We start from the raw sequence: 18,999 nt of genomic DNA on the forward strand, positions 1-18,999 counted from the left end.
CTCCTTCCGTCAGCTCGTGCGGATCCAGACCGCCGCGTCGACGGGCAGCTCGGAGCTTCCCGAGGTCGTCCCGGTGAGCCCCGCGACGCTCGAGACCAGGATCTCACCGGCGGGGAGCGTCACCGCGCTCGTGCCGGTGTTGGCGACGACGAGCACGTCGCCGTTGCGGAACGCCACGACGTCGTCGCCGAGCTGCAGGTCGACCCACTCGAGCGTGCCGGCGCCGAGGTCGTGCTGGCGACGAGCGGCGAGCAGTTCGCGGTAGAGGGTCAGGGTCGAGGCGGGGTCGCCGTCCTGGACCGAACGCGCGAGGTCGTGCCATTCCTCGGGCTGCGGCAGCCACGAGGCGCCCGTCGGGCTGAACCCGTAACCGGGGGCGTCGGCCTCCCACGGGATCGGCACGCGGCATCCGTCACGGCCGTAGCGCTCGCCGTCGGTACGGAACCAGGTCGGGTCCTGACGGGCGTCGTCGGGCAGGTGCACGACCTCGGGAAGCCCGAGCTCCTCGCCCTGGTAGAGGTAGGCCGAGCCGGGGAGGGCGAGCATGAGCGTCGTCGCGGCGCGGGCGCGGGCGAGTCCCACGACGGCATCCGGCTGGCCGGGGGAGTCGGGTCCGAGCCCGTGGCCCTGGGGGTTCTCCGCCGTGAGAGCCAGGCGCGAGGCGTGTCGGACGACGTCGTGGTTGGAGAGTACCCAGGTGGCGGGCGCGCCGACGGCGGGGAACGCGCGCAGCGACTCGGAGATCACCTCGGTGAGGTGATCGGCGTCCCACTCGGTCTGCAGGTAGGGGAAGTTGAACGCCTGGTGCATCTCGTCCTGGCGGACCCACAGGGCGGTCTCGTCGACGGTCGGCAGCCACGCTTCGGCGCACAGGGCGCGGTCGCCCTCGTACTCGGCGAGGATGCGGTTCCAGCGGCGGTAGATGTCGTGCACGCCCTCCTGGCCCCAGTAGGGGACGTCGAGGCTGTCGCCGCCCATCGATCCGGCGTCCTCGGCCGGCACGAAGTCGGGCAGGCCGTCGGACTTGACGAGGCCGTGGGCGACGTCGACACGGAACCCGTCGACGCCGCGGTCGAGCCAGAACCGGAGGATGCGCTCGAACTCGTCGCCCACCTCGGGGTTGGCCCAGTCGAAGTCGGGCTGCGTCGAGTCGAACAGGTGCAGGTACCACTGGCCCGGTGTGCCGTCGGGGTTCGTGGTGCGGGTCCACGCGGGGCCGCCGAAGACCGACTCCCAGTTGTTGGGCGCTTCGTCGCCGTTAGCGCCCTTGCCGTCGCGGAAGATGTAGCGCGCGCGCTCGGGGCTGCCGGGCTCGGCGGCGAGAGCATCCTGGAACCAGGCGTGCTGGTCGGATGAGTGGTTGGGGACGAGGTCGACGATGACCCGGATGCCGCGGTCGTGCGCTTCGTCGAGCATGGCGTCGAAGTCGGCGAGGGTGCCGAACAGCGGGTCGACGTCGCAGTAGTCGGAGACGTCGTAACCGGCATCCTTCTGCGGCGAACGGAAGAAGGGGCTCAGCCACACGGCGTCGACGCCGAGCTCGGCGAGGTCGCCCAGACGCGACGTGATGCCGGCGAGGTCGCCGATGCCGTCTCCCGAGGCGTCGGCGAACGAGCGGGGGTAGATCTGATAGATGACGGCGGTGCGCCACCACTCGGCGCCGGGCCGGGAGATCCCGATCGGGGCGAGGGTGGATGCCGCCGTGTCCACGGAGGAGGAGGTCATGGCGCTCACTCTAGTGCAAGCGCTTGCAGTCGCGGTTCCGCCGTCGGCGGCCCCTCGAAACGGGCCTAGGGTGGTTCGGTGACTTCAGACCCCCTCGAGCACGCCGAGTCGCTCATCGCGCTCATCCCGGACTTTCCCGAGCCGGGCATCCTCTTCCGCGACATCTCGCCGCTGCTCGCCGACGCGACCGCATTGCGCACCGTCATCGACGCCATCATCGCCCCGTTCGCGCGCGAGTTCGACGTCGTCGCCGGCGTCGAGGCACGCGGCTTCCTCATCGCCGGAGCCGTCGCGGCGGCGAGCGGTGTCGGCATGGTGCCGATCCGCAAGGTGGGCAAGCTGCCGCGCCCGGCGGCATCCGTCTCGTACGACCTCGAGTACGGTCAGGCGACCATCGAGATGGCGGACGACCTGCCCCGCGGCACCCGCGTGCTGCTCGTTGACGATGTGCTGGCCACGGGCGGAACCCTGCGTGCGGCCCAGCGCCTGCTCGAGGGTCTCGGGCACCGGACCGTCGGGACCGCCGTGCTCATGGAGCTCACCGACCTCGGCGGCCAGGACGTCTGCGGCCCGGTCCACACGATCTTCCGCGTCTGATCCGGTCCGGTCCCGTGCACCTGTGCCGTGCGCAGGTTGAGTGTCGCGCGGAGGCTCCTCGCGGCGGGTCCGGGACGTTCATCCTGTAGACGGGACGCGCAAGCCCCGAGCCCGACCCGGTGTGATGGCCGAGCGCGAGACGCAGCTCGGTGTCGAATCCGGGCCGCCGGGGTCGCGTGAACAGGCTCTTAAGCAGGCCGGCTTCAGGCTGAGCGTGCCGTGAGCGGGGCGACGGTGCCGTCCGACGGCTTTCAGCCTGCGTACGGCACCCGGGACCGCGGGCCGAGCCGTGCCCGAGACCGGCACGGGCCCGGCACGGGCCCGGCAGCGGCGGCTTAACCCTCGACGATGTTGATCGACTCCTCGCCGGCGGCGAGGCGCTCGATCTGCGTGCGGACGAGCTTCGCGATGCGCGGGCGCATGGCGTCGGCGGCGCCACCCACGTGGGGCACGACGAGGGCGCCGGGCGCGCGCCAGAGCGGGTGATCCTCGGGCAGCGGCTCGGGGTCGACGACGTCGAGGGCGGCGCGCAGTCGCTCGGACTGCAGCTCGGCCACCAGTGCGTCGGTGTCGAGCACGGTGCCGCGACCGACGTTGACGACGAGCGCGCCGTCGGGGAGGAGCGCGAGCTCGCGCGCGCCGATCAGGCCCTTCGTCGGCTCGCCGCCCGGCAGCGTGATCATGAGGATGTCGGTGCTCGGCAGCAGCTCGTCGAGCTCGTCGATGCCGTGGATGTGCACCCCGTCCTCGTCGCGTGCGCGGGATGCGACCGGCACGATCGTCGTCTCGAAGGGCAGCAGGCGGGATGCCACGGCCTTGCCCACGCCGCCATAGCCGAGCACCAGCACCGTGCGGTCGGCGACGCTCCGGCCGAACTGCGGCGCCCACCGCGACGACTCCTGATTGCGGACGTAGTCGGCGAGGTCGCGCTGCGCGGCGATGGCGAGGCCGACGGCGATCTCGGCCGTCGCGGTCTCGTGAACGCTCGACGCGTTCGCGAGCCTCGTGCCCTCGGGCAGATACGCGCCCATGCCCTCGTAGCCGATGGACTGGCTCTGGAGAAGCCCGACCTTCACGCCGCCGAGTGCGCTGAGCAGTCGCTTGCCCGACATATAGGGCGGGACCACCATGTCGAACGCGTCGCGGGGCGCGGGGGAGCGGAGGTCCCAGACGACCAGCTCGACACCGTCGGGAACGGCCCCGATGTCGGCTGCCAGCTCATCGGTGGGAACGCTGACGACGACGCTGCGGGGGGATTCGCTCATGCCCCCACGCTACCGACCCGGAACGACGCCTCGGCCCGCGCCGGCGTCAGACGCGTGCGAGGACGGCGGCGACGGCCGACGTGAAGAAGGTGAGCCCGTCGGTGCCCGAGCGCATCGCGTCGGTGGTGTTCGGGCCGAAGCCGGGCTCGACCGCGTGCTCGGGGTGGGGCATGAGCCCGACGACGTTGCCGCGCTCGTTCGTGAGCCCGGCGATGTCGTCGAGCGAGCCATTGGGGTTCACGCCGCGGTAACGGAACGCGACGAGGCCGTCGCCCTCGATGCGCTTCAGCGTCTCGGCCGAGCAGGTGAAGCCGCCGTCGGCGTTCTTCAGCGGGATGACGATCTCTTGGCCCGCGTCGAATCCGCTCGTCCAGGCGGTGTCGGCGTTCTCGACGACGAGGCGCTGGTCGCGGCGGATGAACTGCTGGTGGGCGTTGCGGATCAGGCCGCCGGGCAGCAGGTGCGCCTCGACGAGCATCTGGAAGCCGTTGCAGATGCCGAGGATGGGCATGCCCTTGCCTGCGGCATCCTTCACCTCGGCCATGATCGGCGCGAGCGCAGCGATCGCACCGGCGCGGAGGTAGTCGCCGTAGCTGAAGCCGCCGGGCAGCACGAGTGCGTCGACGCCGTCGAGGTCGTGCGAGCCGTGCCAGAGCGCGACGGGCTCGGCGCCGGCGAGACGGACGGCGCGCTGAGCGTCGCGGTCGTCGAGCGAGCCCGGGAAGGTGATGACCCCGATGCGCGCGGTCACTCCACGACCTCGATGTTCACGACGTCCTCGATGACCGAGTTCGACAGGATCTCGTCGGCGATGCGGCGAGCGGTCTCGAGAGTCGCCTCGTCGGCGCGGTCGACCGTGAGCTCGAAGCGCTTGCCGATGCGGACGTCGGAGAAGCCGGCCACGCCGAGGCGGGTCAGGGCGCCCGATACCGCCTTGCCCTGCGGATCCAGCAGCTCGGCCTTGGGCATGACGTCGACGACGATGGTGGGCATTGCTCGCTCCGGAGGTCGCGGGATGGGTGCGCGACCAGTCTACGGGTGGGATGCCGCGCCCCGTTGCCGCATCTGGCCGGCCTCGTGACCGGATCGTGACCATCGTCTTTGGGAGCGCTCCCTTGTGATCCTGGGAGCGCTCCCGTATGGTCATGGTCAATCGGTGAGAGCGCTCCCACAGTCGGGTGCGCAGCACCGCGCACCAGATACCCGCAATCACGAAGGAGTGACACGTGAATTCACGCGCACTGCGGCGGATCGGCCTCGTGGCCGGCGTCGCAACCACCTCGGCCATCGTCCTCGCCGGATGTTCGGGCGGAGGTGACCAGGCCGCATCCGGTGGCGACTCCGACACCGTCACCCTCGCGACGTTCAACGACTTCGGCTACACCGACGAACTGCTCGCGGAGTTCACCGAGGAGACCGGCATCAAGGTCGTCCACACCAAGGCGGCGACCTCGAACGACGCCCGCACCAACTTCTTCCAGAAGCTCGGCAAGACCGGACTCGCCGACGTCGAGGGCGTCGAGGTCGACTGGTTCCCCGAGATGATGCAGTACTCCGACCTCGTCGCGCCGGTGCCCGACGAGCTCGCGGGCCGCTGGCTCGACTGGAAGGAGAAGGCTGCGACCGACGCCGAGGGCAACCTCGTCGCGTACGGCACCGACGTCGGACCCCAGGCCATCTGCTACCGTGCCGACCTCTTCGAGGCCGCCGGACTGCCCACCGACCGTGAAGAGGTCGCTCAGCTCTTCCCGACGTGGGACGCGTTCTTCCAGGTCGGCAGCGACTACGTCGCCAAGACGGGTGAGCCCTTCATCGACTCGGCGAACTCCGTCCTCCAGGGCGTCGTGAACCAGCTCGAGGTCGCTTACGAGGAGCCGGACGGCACGGTCATCGCGACCGAGAACCCCGACATCCGCGAGGCCTACGACACCGTCGTCGACAAGGCGATCCCGATCTCGGCCTACGCCGGCCAGTGGTCCGACGACTGGTACGCCTCGATGGCGAGCGGTAAGTTCGCCGCGATGCTGTGCCCGCCGTGGATGCACGGCATCATCGAGGGCGAAGCACCCGACATCGCCGGCTGGGACATCGCCAACGCGTTCCCCGAGGGCGGCGGCAACTGGGGCGGTTCGTACCTCGTGGTCCCCGCGAACGGCAAGAACCTCACCAACGCGCAGAAGCTCGCCGACTGGCTGACGTCGCCTGAGACGCAGATCAAGGCCTTCAACAACGCCGGCACCTTCCCGAGCCAGCCCGAGGCGCAGTCGAGCCCCGACCTGACCGGGTTCGTCAACGAATACTTCAACAACGCTCCTTCGGGTCAGATCGGCATCGACCGCGCCAACGCGATCACCGTCACGACCTTCAAGGGTCCGAAGTACTTCCAGTTCCACGACGCCCTCGGCAACGCGATCACGCGCGTCTTCGACGGCATCGAGGACAAGGAGACCTCCTGGAAGACCTGGGAGACCGAGGTCGGAAGCTTCTGACCCGCCCTGTCGGGGCGCACCCCACCACCGGTGCGCCCCGGCGCTCCCCCTCTCGCACCCGAAGGACGATCGTGACCACGACTCAGCAGCGCCCGGCGACGCGCTCCCCCCGAAACGACGACGGCGGTCGTCCTCCGCGAGTCATCTCTTTCTCGCAGAAGCTCAGCAAGTGGGACATCCGCTTCTCGCCCTACCTCTACATCTCGCCCTTCTTCATCATGTTCGCGATCGTGGGGCTCTTCCCCATCGCGTACACCGCGGTGATCTCGTTCATGGACTGGGACCTCATCCGCGGCGAGGGTGAGTTCATCGGATTCGACCAGTACATCTGGATCCTGTCGCAGCCTCACTTCTGGACGGCGCTGCGCAACACCTTCAGCATCTTCCTGCTCTCGAGCGTTCCGCAGCTCGTGCTCGCGATCTTCATCGCCGCCGTGCTCGACCGGAACATCCGCGCCAAGACCTTCTGGCGCATGGCGGTTCTCGTTCCCTACGTCGTCGCGCCCATCGCCGTCGGCCTCATCTTCAACGCGATGTTCGCCGACCAGTCGGGCTTCATCAACGGCATCCTGCAGGCGATCGGCATCGGAGCCATCCCCTGGCACGTCGAGCCGTTCTGGAGCCACGTCGCGATCGCGACGATGGTGAACTACCGCTGGATGGGCTACAACACCCTCATCCTGCTCGCGGCCATGCAGGCCGTGAACCGCGACTTCTACGAGGCCGCCACCGTCGATGGCGCCGGTCCCGTACGGCAGTTCTTCTCGATCACGCTGCCGTCGCTGAAGCCGACCCTCATCTTCGTCATCATCACGGCCACGATCGGCGGCCTGCAGATCTTCGACGAGCCGCGCGTGTTCGACCAGTTCGGCCGCGGTGGATCCGCTCAGCAGTGGCTGACCATCACGCTCTACCTCTACGACGTCGGCTGGGGCCAGTGGAACTTCGGCCGCGCCGCGGCGATGGCGTGGATCCTGTTCATCATCATCGTGCTGATCGGTCTGGTGAACCTCGTGGTGACCCGCACCCTCGTCCGAGACGAGGGGCTGCGCCGGGAGCTCAGCAAACGGGAGCAGAAGAAGCAGGCCAAGCAGGCGCAGCGCGCGCTGAAGGAGAACCAGGCATGAGCACCATCGGCACTCCCGTCCCCCTCGCCACGGTGGAAGAGGGCATCCCGACCGCGGACAAGCAGCGTCGCGGTGCGCGCGCCCGCCGCATCCGAGGCAGCCGCCCCGGCTTCTGGACCTACGGCATCCTCGGCGCGGTCTTCCTCTCGGCGGTGTTCCCCCTGTACTGGTCGTTCGTGATCGGCTCGGGTGACTCCTCCACACTGCGCGGCGATTTCCCATGGATCCCCGGAGGCAACTTCATCGAGAACGCCCTCTCGGTCATCTCCAACCCGGCCGTCAACTTCTGGCCGGCGCTGTGGAACTCCATCTACAGCTCGTTCCTCATCGCCGCCGCCGTCGTGATCACCTCGACGCTCGCGGGCTGGGCCTTCGCGAAGCTGCGCTTCCACGGCGGGCCCGGGCTGCTGATCTTCGTCGTGGCGACCATGGCCGTGCCGCAGCAGCTCGGCGTCGTGCCGCTGTACATCCTGTTCTCCGAGCTCGGGTGGACGGGGCAGATCGGTGCCATCATCATCCCGGCGCTCACGAGCGCGTTCGGGGTGTTCTGGATGACGCAGTACCTGCGTCAGGCGGTGCCCGACGAGCTGATCGAGGCCGCGCGCGTCGACGGCGCCTCGATGATCCGCACGTTCTGGACGGTCGGCATGACCGCGGCGCGTCCCGCGGCGGCGATGCTGTTCCTCTTCACCTTCGTCGGAGCCTGGAACAACTTCTTCTGGCCGTTCATCGTGCTCGACCGGCAGAACCCGACGCTCCCCGTGGCGCTGTCGCTGCTGCAGTCGAACTACTTCGTCGACTACTCCATCGTGCTCGCCGGCGTCATCCTCGCGACCATCCCGCTGCTGCTGCTGTTCATCTTCGCGGGCAAGCAGCTCGTCAGTGGCATCATGGCCGGGGCGGTGAAGGGATGACCCTGAACCTCGACCGCATTCAGCAGGAGAACATGAACGCTTCGCGCAGCTTTCCCACCGGCTTCCTCTTCGGAGCGGCCACCGCGGCGTACCAGATCGAGGGCGCGGCCTTCGAAGACGGACGCACCGCGTCGATCTGGGATGCGTTCGCCCGTGTGCCCGGTGCCGTCATCAACGCCGACAACGGTGACGTCGCGTGCGACCACTACCACCGCTACCGCGACGACGTCGCGCTCATGAAGGAACTCGGTCTCGACACCTACCGGTTCTCGACGTCGTGGTCGCGCGTGCGTCCCGACGGCGGACCGCTCAACCCGCAGGGCGTCGACTTCTACGAGCGTCTCGTCGACGAGCTGCTCGGCGCCGGCATCATCCCGTGGCTGACGCTCTACCACTGGGATCTGCCGCAGGCCATCGAGGAGCGGGGTGGCTGGACCCTTCGCGAGACGGCCGATCGCTTCACCGAGTACGCCCTCGACATGCACGACGCCCTCGGCGACCGCGTCCACCACTGGACGACGCTCAACGAGCCGTGGTGCTCGTCGTTCCTCAGCTACACCGCCGGCATCCACGCGCCGGGGCGGTTCGACATCGGCGACGGCATGCTCGCCGCCCACCACCTGCTGCTCGGCCACGGCCAGACCGTCGCCGCGCTGCGGGAGCGCGACGCGTCGCTGTCGCTCGGCATCACGCTGAACCTGACGGTCGCCGAGCCCGCCGACCCGACCGACGCCGCCGACGTCGACGCGGCGCGACGGATCGACGGACAGTTCAACCGCTGGTTCCTCGACCCGATCTTCCGGGCCGCGTACCCCGGCGACATCGTCGCCGACATCGAGAGAGTGGATGCCGCGGCGGTCGAGCGCTGGCGCGACGCCGTGCGCCCGGGCGACGCGGCGATCATCGCGCAGCCCCTCGATGCTCTCGGGGTGAACTACTACCACGGCGAGTTCGTGGGCGGTCGTCCCGACCCGAACCCGCCGGCCCCGGGCGACGCGCCGACCGATCGCGAGACCGGCTCGCCGTGGCCCGCCGGTCACGACATCTACTGGCACGAGCGGGGCCTGCCCCGCACGTCGATGCACTGGGAGGTGCAGCCCGCGGGGCTGACGCAGCTGCTCGAGCGCGTGTGGACCGAGTACGCGCAGCCCGTGGGCACGATCCTCTACGTCACCGAGAACGGCGCCGCGTACGACGACGAGCTCGTCGAGGTCGACGGCGAGAAGACGGTGCCCGACACCGAGCGCGCCGAGTTCCTGCGGGTGCACCTGGGCGCGATCCTCGACGCGCAGGATGCCGGTGTCGACGTCCGCGGCTACTTCTACTGGTCGCTGCTCGACAACTTCGAATGGGCCTGGGGGTACGAGAAGCGTTTCGGCATCGTGCACGTGGATTACCACACTCAGGAGCGGACGTTGAAGGACAGCGCGAAGGAGTATCGTCGGGTCATCGCAGATCGTGCGATCGACGTTCCCGCTGCGGCGGACGCCGCCCGGACCGCCGTCCCGAGGTAGCCCACCTGTGATCTCCGATCAGACCCGGACGGCCGCGACCATCGAAGAGGTCGCGGCCGTCGCCGGTGTGTCGCGCTCCACCGTCTCGCGCGTCGTCAACGGCTCGACCGCCGTCAGCCCCGCCGCTCTCGAGTCGGTGCGACGCGCGATAGCCGAGCTCAATTACGTCCCCAACCGTGCGGCGCGTTCGCTCGCCAGCCGATCGACGCTGGCGATCGCGCTCGTCGTGCCCGAAGACACCAACCGGGTGTTCGGCGACCCCTTCTTCGCTTCGGTCGTGTCGGGCATCAACTCGCGCATCAGCCGCAGCGACTATGTGCTGAACCTGATCATGGCCAGCGCCGACCCCGGCGACAAGACCGCCCAGTACGTGCGCAGCGGCGCCGTCGACGGTGCGATCATCGTGTCTCACCACACGAGCGACACCTTCATCGAACGCATCGCCGCCGCGGTCCCCGTCGTCTACGGCGGCCGCCCGGTGCGGTCCCGTGGGGGCGACTACTACATCGACGTCGACAACGTCGCCGGCGCACGCGACGCCACCGCCTACCTCATCGGGCGGGGCTGCCGTCACATCGGCGCCATCACCGGTCCGCCGTCGATGCCCGCTGGCGTCGACCGCGCCGAGGGGTACCGTGTCGCCCTTGCCGAGTCGGGCCTCACGTCCGCTCCCGTCGTGCAGGGCGACTTCACGACCGAGTCCGGCGCCGCGGCGATGCGTGCCATCCTCGCGGCGGGCGAGCCGCTGGACGGGCTCTTCGTCGCGAGCGATCTCATGGCGCGCGGCGCCATGCAGGTGCTCGCGGCCGAGGGCATCCGCATCCCCGACGAGGTCGCCGTCATGGGCTTCGACGATTCGCCGGTAGCGCTGACCACCGAGCCGCAGCTGACGACGATGCGGCAGCCCTCGTTCACGCAGGGCGAGTGCATGGCCGATGTCCTGCTCGCCCGGCTCGCGGGGATGTCGCCGCCCGAAGTGACGATCCTCGACACGGAGCTCATCGTGCGCGGCTCGGCCTGACGCGCGCTGCGCTCAGGCTACGGCGGCGTAGAGCGTGTTGTTCCACGGGTCGTCGAACGCGACCGTGCGGCCGTCGTCGCGAACGGCGACGCCGTGGTGGCGGAGGCGTTCGGCGAGAGCGCCGAGGTCGTCGGGCGTCGGCAGGGCGAGATCGACGCGGCCGAGGCCGAGCGCCGGCATGCGGGGCCCTGCGCCCCGAGAGTTCCAGACATTCATCGCCATGTGGTGGTGGTAGCCGCCGGCGCTGACGAAGAGGGCCTGATCGCCGAGCGCCGCGGTCGTGTCGAAGCCGAGGGCGCCGATGTAGAACGCCCGGGCCGTCGCCACGTCGCCGACGGAGAGGTGCACGTGCCCGACGCGGGCAGGATCGGACGGTGCGGAGCCGGCGCTGCCCGCGCCGTCGAGCGCCGCGGGGTCGAGGTGCTCGCGCAGGAAGGCGTTGGGGTCGAGGTAGAGCGTGTCCATCTCGACCTGCCCATGGGTCCACGACCAGGTGCTGCGATCGCGGTCCCAGTAGAGCTCGATGCCGTTGCCCTCGGGGTCGGTGAAGTAGAACGCCTGGCTGACGAGGTGGTCGGCGCTGCCGGTGAAGGTCGTCGGGGCGTGTCGGGCGACGCTGTAGAGCGCCGCGGCGAGGGCCGACTGCGTCTCGAAGAGGATGGCGGTGTGGAAGAGGCCCGCCGATCCGGCGGCCGCGTGGCGGAGCGCGGGCTCGTGGCGCAGGATCACGACCGGCCGGCGGGCGCGCCCGAGCGTGACGGTGTCGCCGTCGGCGGCGAGGACCTGCAGGGTCACGACGTCACGGTAGTAGCGCGTCATGCCGTCGAGGTTGCCGACCAGCAGGGTGACGGCGCCCATCGTCGTGGCATCTGCGAGCTTCTCATTCATACGCATACACAACCCCCGCCCCCCCAATGTCATTCCCCCCGCCGCGTGGCCGCGAGTGCACGACACAACGCCGAGTGCACGACATCCTCGCGTCTGAAAGTCGGACAGTCGACGGGATGCCGTGCACTCGGCGTTACGGATTACTGGGGGTCGCCGCCCAGGGGGCCCACCGCGGGGATGGGCCCACCGTCGTCGGCGCCGGTCTTGCGCCAGCGCGCGATCGCGTTGCCCGCGTGGTAGATGACGAGGGCGGCGATGGTGCCGAGCACGATCGCGCCGAACTGCAGCGAGCCGAGGTTCATCGCGAAGCCGGCGATCGCGATGACGAACGACACCGCGACGGTGTATTGGTTGACGGGGCGGGAGAAGTCGACGCGGTTGTCGACCCAGATCTTGATGCCGATCACGCCGATGAGGCCGTAGAGGGCGGTGGTGACGCCGCCGAGCACTCCCGCCGGGATCGTGTTGAACACGGCCCCGACCTTGGGCGAGAACGCGAGCAGGATCGCGACGATGCCCGCCACCCAGTACGCGGCCGTGGAGTAGACGCGGGTCGCGGCCATGACGCCGATGTTCTCGCCGTAGGTCGTGGTGCCCGAGCCGCCGAAGCCGCCGGCGAGGGTCGTCGCGACGCCGTCGGCGATGAGCGCGCGGCCGGTGTGCTTGTTGATCGACGGGTCGTCGGTCATGGTGGCGACACCGCGCACGTGGCCGACGTTCTCGGCGATCAGGACGAGCACGACCGGCAGGAACATCGGCACGATCGACCAGGCCGCGGCATCCCCGATGGCCACGAGGTGGAAGTCGGGAAGGCCGAACCAGTCGGCGGCCTCGACGGCCTCGAACTTCACCTGACCGGTGACGGCGGCCACGATGTAGCCGACGATCACGCCGAGGAAGATCGAGATCCGGCCGAGGAAACCGCGGAACAGCACGCTGAACAGGATGACGGCGCACAGGGTGACCGTGGCGATCTCTGGCTGGAGCTGGAAGTTGTTCCACGCCGCGGGCGCGAGGTTGAAGCCGATCAGCGCGACGATCGCGCCGGCGACCACGGGCGGCATGAGCTTTTCGATCCAGCCCGTGCCGAAGGCCTGCACGATGAAGCCGACCGCCGCGAGCAGGAGGCCCGCGACGACGACGCCGAGGAGCGCCTGCGTGATCTGCTCGCCGGTCTCGAGGCGGTTCCCGCCGTTGAGCGCCGTGATGGGCGCGATGAAGGCGAACGACGAGCCCAGGTAGCTGGGCAGCTTGTTGCGCGTGATCAGCAGGAAGACGAGGGTGCCGAGACCGGAGAAGAGCAGGGTCGTCGACACGGGGAAGCCGGTGATGATCGGCACGAGGAACGTCGCACCGAACATCGCGACGACGTGCTGCGCGCCGATGGCGATCGTGCCGGGCCAGTTCAGGCGCTCGCCGGGCTTGACGACGGCGCCGCGCGCGACGGTGCGACCGTCGCCGTGGAGGGACCAGATGGGCATGGGACTCCTCGGAAGGATGAGGGATTCGGGATGGAGCGCGAGAGCGGCCCTACCCTACCTGTGAGATCCCTGGATGCCCGGTTGGCGCTCCGCGGAACGCGCGGGCAACCGGTCGTCCCGACGCGTCGCGGGGTCAGCCGGCGAGCGTCTCGAGCAGCTCGCGGTACTTCGCCGCGGTGCGCTCGACGATCTCGGCAGGCAGCGCCGGGGGAGTGCCGGTCTTGTCCCAATTGGCGCCCAGCCAGTCGCGCACGATCTGCTTGTCGTAGCTCGCCATGCGCTCGGCGGGCGTCGTGCCGGTGCGCCAGGCCTCGGCATCCCAGTAGCGCGACGAGTCGCTCGTGAGCACCTCGTCGGCGAGGGTCAGCACGCCGTCGGCATCGAGCCCGAACTCGAACTTCGTGTCGGCGAGGATGAGCCCCTTGCTCTCGGCGAGGGCGGCGGCCCGTCGATAGATCTCGAGCGACGCGTCGCGCAGCGCGGCGGCGGTCTCGGCTCCGACGAGCTCGACGGTGCGCTCGAACGAGATGTTCTCATCGTGCTCGCCGAGCGGGGCCTTGTAGGCCGGTGTGTAGATCGGCTCGGGCAGGCGGTCGCCGTTCTCGAGGCCGGCGGGCAGCGGGATGCCGCACACCGTGCCGTTCTCGGAGTACTCGGCCCAGCCCGTGCCGGTCAGGTACCCGCGCACGATGCACTCGATCGGCTGCATGTCGAGTTCGCGGACGATCATGGCGCGCGCGGCGACGACTGCCGGGGGCTGAAGCCCGAGCACATGGTTGGGGATCGGCCGGCCGCCGTCACGGCCGGCGAGCTGGGCGAACCACCACAGGCTCAGTCGAGTGAGCAGCTCGCCCTTGCCGGGGATGCCGGGATCGAGCACCTGGTCGAACGCGCTCACGCGGTCGCTGGCAACGACCAGCATCCGACCGTGCGCTCCGTCGTCGGGGCGGTACAGGTCGCGGACCTTGCCGGAGTACACGTGCTTCCAGCCGGGCAGATCGAGGGCGCTCACCCGGCCATTATCCCGGAGCGGGACCGGTTGCGATCACCCGTGAAAAAAGGCGTATAGTCCACATGGACTAATCGAGAGGGGGTGCCATGCCGGATGCCGTCGACCGACTCACCCCGCTGGGGCTGATGCTGCTCGCGCTGCTGCACGAGGACGACATGCACGCCTACGAGATGGTCCGTCTGCTGCGCGAGCGCAAGGCCGACCGCCTCGTCGCCCTGACGCACGGCACGATCTATCACACGGTCGCACGCCTTGAGCGGCAGGGACTCATCGCCGAGGTCGGCACCGATCGTGACGGCAACCGTCCGGAGCGGACGACGTACACGCTGACCGGGGCCGGCGCCGACATGCTGATCGCGTGGGTGCGGCGCGAGCTCCCCGCCGTCGACCGGCCCGAGCGTTTTCGCGTCGCGCTGGCCGAGTCGCATAACCTCGACCGCGCCGAAGTGGTGGCGCTCCTCAGCGAGCGACGCGACGCCCTGGCGGCATCCCTCGACGCGCACCGCCAGGCGCGCGACCACGCGATCGAACGCGGCTCCTACCCCCAGTTCTGGATCGAGGTGCATCGCGAGACGGCTCTGCTGTCGGCGGATGTCGCCTGGCTCGACGAAGCGGTCGAGTACATCCGTCGCCCCGACACCGTGTGGGGGGTCACCGACCTCGCACCGACCGACCGCTATCTGGCACAGAGAGAAGCCGCACGCGCATGAGCGAGAAGACCGACACCGTCCGCGCCCCCGGAGGCGCCCCATCCGCCGTCAACCCGTGGCCCGCCCTGTGGGCGATGGTCATCGGATTCTTCATGATCCTCGTCGACACGACGATCGTCTCGGTCGCGAATCCTGCGATCAAGGCCGCGCTCGACCCGTCGACGGGCAACCTCGACAACGTCGTGTGGGTCACGTCGTCGTACCTGCTCGCGTACGCCGTGCCGCTGCTGGTCACGGGCCGTCTCGGCGACCGGTTCGGGCCGAAGAACATCTACCTGATCGGGCTCGCGATCTTCACGGTCGCCTCCCTCGCTTGCGGGCTGTCGGGCTCCCTCGCCGTTCTCATCGTCGCCCGCGCCGTGCAGGGCCTCGGCGCAGCCCTCATGACTCCGCAGACGATGGCGGTCATCACCCGCACCTTCCCCGCCGAACGCCGAGGCGCCGCCATGGGCCTGTGGGGCGCCACCGCCGGTGTCGCCACCCTCGTCGGCCCCCTCGCGGGCGGCCTGCTCGTCGACGGTTTCGGCTGGGAGTGGATCTTCTTCGTCAACATCCCCGTCGGCGTCGTGGCGTTCGTGCTGGCGTGGCGCCTCGTGCCCCAGCTCGAGACGCACCCCCACCGCTTCGATGTCGTGGGCGTCGTGCTGAGCGCGATCGGACTCTTCCTCATCGTCTTCGGCCTGCAGGAGGGCGAGCACTATGACTGGGCCGCCGGCATCTGGGCGATGATCGCCGCGGGCGTCGTCGTCATGGCGGTCTTCGTCTGGACACAGGGACGCACCAAGAGCGAGCCGCTCGTGCCGCTCGAGCTCTTCCGCGACCGCAACTTCGCGATCTCCAACATCGCGATCGCGGCCGTCGGGTTCACCGTGACGAGCATGGCTCTGCCGATGGCTTTCTTCACGCAGCTCGCGCGCGGCCTCACGCCGACGCAGTCGGCGCTGCTGCTGGTGCCGATGGCGATCCTCTCGGGTGCGCTCGCGCCGCTGGCCGGCCGCATCCTCGATCGGGTCGACCCGCGTCTGCTGCTCGTCCCCGGTCTGACGCTGATGGTGGTGGGCCTGGTCGGCTACGCGCTGCTGATGAACACCGAGGCGCCGGTGCTGCTGCTCCTCATCCCCGCCGCCATCATCGGTGTCGCCAACGCCGGCATGTGGGGACCCCTCGCCACGACGGCGACCCGCAACCTGCCGCCGCGCCAGGCCGGCGCGGGCTCGGGCATCTACAACACGACCCGAACGGTCGGCTCGGTGATCGGCTCGGCGGCGATCGCGGCGTACATGCAGTCGCGGCTCACCGCGAACCTCCCCGGTGCGGGGGATGCCGCGGGCGGCGACTTCGGCGGTGGCGGCGGCTCGATGCCTCCCGCGATCGCCGAGGGGTTCTCGGCCGCGATGGCTCAGGCGATGGTGCTGCCGGCCGTCGTCATCGGGGTCGCCGTGATCGTCGTGATCTTCCTGAAGCGTCCCGCGCACCTCGCGCAGCGCTGAGCTGGTTGACCCGCGGCCTGCCGTAACTCCTCAAGAACACGTCCAGCTCGGACGTCGCAGCCGACGTCAGGCTGGAGACGGCCCGAAATCGAGGAGTTGCGGCGGGCCGCGCCCCGCTGCGGGCTAGTCCGCGACGCGGGCGGCGATGTCGGTGCGGTGGTGCGAGCCCTCGAGCGTGATCTCGGACAGTGCGCGGTAGGCGCGGTCTCGGGCCTCGGCGAAGTCGGTGCCGACCGCGACGACGTTCAGCACCCGCCCGCCGGTGGCGACGAGCCCGTCGATCGTCTCGGCGGTCGCAGCGTGAGCGAGGTGCACGCCCTCGACGGATGCTGCGGCGTCGAGCCCCGCGAGAGGCCGCCCGGTGACGGGCTGCTCGGGGTAGCCCTCGCTCGCGAGCACGACGGTGACGGCGGCGTCGCTCGAGAACGTCGGGTCGGGCTCGGACTCGAGTCGGCCGCTCGCGGCGGCCATCAGCAGCTCCGACAGCGATGACGTCAGCCGGGCGAGCACGACCTGCGTCTCGGGGTCACCGAAGCGCGCGTTGAACTCGATGACCTTGATTCCCGCGTCGGTGAGGATGAGGCCCGCGTAGAGGAGGCCGATGAAGGGGGTGCCCTCGGCGTCGAGGTGGCGGATGACGGGCTCGGCCACGTCGCGCGTGACCTCGGCGACGAACTCCGCCTCGCTGCCGAACCGGTCGGCGAGCCACGGCAGCGGCGAGTAGGCGCCCATGCCGCCGGTGTTCGGGCCGGCGTCGCCGTCGTAGGCGCGCTTGTAGTCCTGCGCGGGGCTGAGGGCGCGCACGGTGTCGCCGTCCGAGACGAAGAAGAGCGAGACCTCGGGGCCGGCGAGGAACTCCTCGATCAGCACCGGGCCGCCGGGCAGATACGTGTCGGCGTGGGCGAGCGCTGCCTCGCGGTCGTCGGTGACGATGACGCCCTTACCGGCTGCCAGGCCGTCGGCCTTGACCACGTGGGGTGCGCCGAGCTCGTCGAGCGCGGACTCGACCTCGGCTCGGCTGCGTGCCCGAACCGCGCGACCGGTCGGCACCCCGGCCTCGTCCATGACCCGCTTGGCGAAGGCCTTCGACCCTTCGAGCTGGGCAGCGACCTTGCCGGGGCCGAAGACCGGGATGCCGCGCTCGCGCAGCGCGTCGGCGACGCCGGCGATGAGCGGCGCCTCGGGGCCGACGACGACGAGGTCGACGTTCGCGCTGCCCGCGAACTCGGTCACCGCGACCGGGTCGTTCTGATCGAGGCCCGCGATGATCTGGGCATCGCGGGCGATGCCGGCGTTGCCGGGGGCCGCGAGCAGTTCGTGGCCGGCGCCCTCCGCGGCGAGAGCGAGGATGATGGCGTGCTCGCGCGCGCCCGAGCCGAGGACCAGGATCTTCACCCGGCCAGCCTACCGACCGGGCTAGCGTGGAACCCATGGCCCGCAGCATCCTCACCGCCGATGGCCGTGCCGCGCTCGCCGCGGTCGCGGCCGCCGACTCCGCGGGCGAGAAGCCCGCTCGCCCCGACCTGGCGACGGCTGTGCGCTACCTGCTGCAGCTGCTCGTCGAGAAGGCGCCCGGCAACTCCGTCGAGATGCGCGTTCCGCCGTTCGGCGCCGTTCAGGTCGTCGAGGGTCCGCGTCATACCCGCGGCACGCCGCCCAACGTCGTCGAGACCGACGCGGCCACCTGGATCGCGCTGGCGCTGGGCGAGCTGGCGTGGGCGGATGCCGCGGCCGCGGGTCGACTGCGCGCCTCGGGCACGCGCGCCGATCTCGACGCGCTGCTTCCGCTTCGGCCCTGACGTCGACTCCGATAAGGTTAGGCAAGCCTGACCTTACTTCTGGAGTCTGCTGTGCGCTCTTTCCTTCTGACTGGGGCGTCCCTGGGGACGCTCGCCGCCGCGTCGATCGTCCTCGGCGCCGCCGCACCCGCCTTCGCGATCGGCGATGTCACGTCCATGCGCTCCGAGCGCCCCGCCGCATCCGCCTCGCCATCCGGCTGCACCATCACCGACGCGACCGTCACGTGGGGCTTCAAGGAGTCGTTCCGGTCGTACATCTCCGGTTCCATCGCCAAGGGCGCCTGGGAGCCGTTCGGCGGCGTCGGCTACGAGACGCCCGCGTTCACGTGGAGCGGCGGCACGGGCAGTTACGACCCCGAGGCCGGCGCCGGCACGATCTCGTTCCCCGGCGGCATCCGCTTCACCGGCCATGGCGGACTCCTCGATTCGACGGTGCAGAACGCCGTGCTCGACCTCGCGCCGGCATCGGGCCGGGTCGTCGTCGACCTCGCCGGGGTGTCGATGGAGAGCGCGCTGGCCGGAGACGACACCGTCGTCACCACCCCTCAGGTGCCGCTCGTGACCGTCGACCTCGCGGGTCTCGAGAGCACGGTGGCGGGCGATGTCCTCACTCTCGCCGCGACCGATGCCGCCACCGCGATCACCGAGGAGGGGTACGCCGCCTTCGGCAACTACGAGACCGGAACCGCCTTCGACCCGCTCTCGTTCACCGCCAGCGGGGTGTGCGCGGCCCCGACGCCGACGGTAGAGCCCGCGCCCGCCGTCGAGGCGTCACCCGCCGCGGATGCCGCAGAATCCGGCGATGACGAGAGCGGATCGGGCGGCGCGCTCCCCGTCGCGCTCTTCGCCGCCATCGGTGGCGCGCTCGTCGCGACGATCGGCGGGACGACCGCCGCGGTCGTCGCCTCGCGCCGCAGGCGCCGTGAGGCGCCTGCCGATGGCGCCGACGACGGGTCCGCCGCGTGAG

General features: G+C 70.2%; 18 protein-coding genes. 10 read left to right on the plus strand and 8 right to left on the minus strand.

Features of this window, described 5'->3' with window-relative positions; all coding sequences use genetic code 11:
- Nucleotides 1-9: 9 nt before the first annotated feature.
- Entirely contained in the window at nucleotides 10-1,725 is a 1,716-nt protein-coding gene (locus tag QUC20_RS00750) for a glycoside hydrolase family 13 protein (RefSeq protein ID WP_289330623.1), read from the minus strand.
- 78 nt (nucleotides 1,726-1,803) lie between these two features.
- On the opposite strand from QUC20_RS00750, the gene QUC20_RS00755 reads away from it, so the two are divergent.
- A complete protein-coding gene (locus QUC20_RS00755; protein WP_289330624.1) occupies nucleotides 1,804-2,322 on the plus strand; it encodes an adenine phosphoribosyltransferase in 519 nt (172 codons plus the stop codon).
- A gap of 335 nt (nucleotides 2,323-2,657) precedes the next feature.
- Here QUC20_RS00755 and QUC20_RS00760 read toward each other — a convergent pair whose 3' ends face one another.
- From QUC20_RS00760 to purS, 3 genes are read right to left on the minus strand one after another with little or no spacing between them, the layout of a single operon-like run.
- Nucleotides 2,658-3,587: a 2-hydroxyacid dehydrogenase gene (locus QUC20_RS00760; protein ID WP_289330625.1), complete on the minus strand. Its 930-nt coding sequence runs from the start codon at nucleotides 3,585-3,587 to the stop codon at nucleotides 2,658-2,660.
- Nucleotides 3,588-3,633: 46 nt separating this feature from the next.
- A complete protein-coding gene (gene purQ / locus QUC20_RS00765) occupies nucleotides 3,634-4,338 on the minus strand; it encodes a phosphoribosylformylglycinamidine synthase subunit PurQ (protein ID WP_289330626.1) in 705 nt (234 codons plus the stop codon).
- Nucleotides 4,335-4,580, minus strand: a complete 246-nt coding sequence (gene purS, locus QUC20_RS00770) for a phosphoribosylformylglycinamidine synthase subunit PurS (RefSeq protein WP_120263805.1) — start codon at nucleotides 4,578-4,580, stop codon at nucleotides 4,335-4,337. The genes purQ and purS overlap by 4 nt, the downstream gene beginning before the upstream one ends.
- Nucleotides 4,581-4,813: 233 nt before the next feature.
- Between purS and QUC20_RS00775 the strand changes: the two genes are divergently transcribed.
- From QUC20_RS00775 to QUC20_RS00795, 5 genes are all read left to right on the plus strand, one after another.
- Entirely contained in the window at nucleotides 4,814-6,076 is a 1,263-nt protein-coding gene (locus QUC20_RS00775; protein ID WP_120263804.1) for an ABC transporter substrate-binding protein, read from the plus strand.
- Nucleotides 6,077-6,147: 71 nt separating this feature from the next.
- Nucleotides 6,148-7,203 carry a carbohydrate ABC transporter permease gene (locus QUC20_RS00780; RefSeq protein ID WP_396652157.1) on the plus strand — a complete coding sequence of 352 codons (1,056 nt, stop codon included), beginning with the start codon at nucleotides 6,148-6,150 and terminating at the stop codon, nucleotides 7,201-7,203.
- Nucleotides 7,200-8,117 carry a carbohydrate ABC transporter permease gene (locus QUC20_RS00785; RefSeq protein ID WP_120263803.1) on the plus strand — a complete coding sequence of 306 codons (918 nt, stop codon included), beginning with the start codon at nucleotides 7,200-7,202 and terminating at the stop codon, nucleotides 8,115-8,117. Before QUC20_RS00780 ends, QUC20_RS00785 begins: the two co-directional genes overlap by 4 nt.
- Entirely contained in the window at nucleotides 8,114-9,631 is a 1,518-nt protein-coding gene (locus tag QUC20_RS00790) for a GH1 family beta-glucosidase (RefSeq protein WP_259455285.1), read from the plus strand. Before QUC20_RS00785 ends, QUC20_RS00790 begins: the two co-directional genes overlap by 4 nt.
- A gap of 7 nt (nucleotides 9,632-9,638) precedes the next feature.
- Entirely contained in the window at nucleotides 9,639-10,652 is a 1,014-nt protein-coding gene (locus QUC20_RS00795; RefSeq protein WP_289330627.1) for a LacI family DNA-binding transcriptional regulator, read from the plus strand.
- 12 nt (nucleotides 10,653-10,664) lie between these two features.
- Here QUC20_RS00795 and QUC20_RS00800 read toward each other — a convergent pair whose 3' ends face one another.
- The 3 genes from QUC20_RS00800 to QUC20_RS00810 form a co-directional block, all read right to left on the minus strand.
- Nucleotides 10,665-11,540: a VOC family protein gene (locus tag QUC20_RS00800; RefSeq protein WP_289330628.1), complete on the minus strand. Its 876-nt coding sequence runs from the start codon at nucleotides 11,538-11,540 to the stop codon at nucleotides 10,665-10,667.
- 140 nt (nucleotides 11,541-11,680) lie between these two features.
- Entirely contained in the window at nucleotides 11,681-13,021 is a 1,341-nt protein-coding gene (locus tag QUC20_RS00805; protein ID WP_289330629.1) for a uracil-xanthine permease family protein, read from the minus strand.
- A 133-nt stretch (nucleotides 13,022-13,154) separates the two neighbouring features.
- Complete coding sequence (locus QUC20_RS00810; protein ID WP_289330630.1) at nucleotides 13,155-14,033, minus strand: phosphoribosylaminoimidazolesuccinocarboxamide synthase; 879 nt, start codon at nucleotides 14,031-14,033, stop codon at nucleotides 13,155-13,157.
- 86 nt (nucleotides 14,034-14,119) lie between these two features.
- Between QUC20_RS00810 and QUC20_RS00815 the strand changes: the two genes are divergently transcribed.
- The gene (locus QUC20_RS00815; protein ID WP_289330631.1) at nucleotides 14,120-14,743 is read left to right on the plus strand and encodes a PadR family transcriptional regulator; all 624 of its coding nucleotides are present in this window, start codon (nucleotides 14,120-14,122) and stop codon (nucleotides 14,741-14,743) included.
- A complete protein-coding gene (locus QUC20_RS00820) occupies nucleotides 14,740-16,233 on the plus strand; it encodes a DHA2 family efflux MFS transporter permease subunit (protein ID WP_289330632.1) in 1,494 nt (497 codons plus the stop codon). The genes QUC20_RS00815 and QUC20_RS00820 overlap by 4 nt, the downstream gene beginning before the upstream one ends.
- Before the next feature lie 123 nt (nucleotides 16,234-16,356).
- On the opposite strand, the gene purD is transcribed toward QUC20_RS00820, so the two are convergent.
- Entirely contained in the window at nucleotides 16,357-17,628 is a 1,272-nt protein-coding gene (purD, locus tag QUC20_RS00825; RefSeq protein ID WP_289330633.1) for a phosphoribosylamine--glycine ligase, read from the minus strand.
- Between the two features lie 35 nt (nucleotides 17,629-17,663).
- On the opposite strand from purD, the gene QUC20_RS00830 reads away from it, so the two are divergent.
- Complete coding sequence (locus QUC20_RS00830) at nucleotides 17,664-18,032, plus strand: sterol carrier family protein (RefSeq protein ID WP_120263795.1); 369 nt, start codon at nucleotides 17,664-17,666, stop codon at nucleotides 18,030-18,032.
- Between the two features lie 51 nt (nucleotides 18,033-18,083).
- Entirely contained in the window at nucleotides 18,084-18,998 is a 915-nt protein-coding gene (locus QUC20_RS00835) for an HtaA domain-containing protein (protein WP_289330634.1), read from the plus strand.
- Nucleotide 18,999: the final 1 nt, after the last annotated feature.

Source organism: Microbacterium arborescens (assembly GCF_030369635.1).
GTDB lineage: Bacteria > Actinomycetota > Actinomycetes > Actinomycetales > Microbacteriaceae > Microbacterium.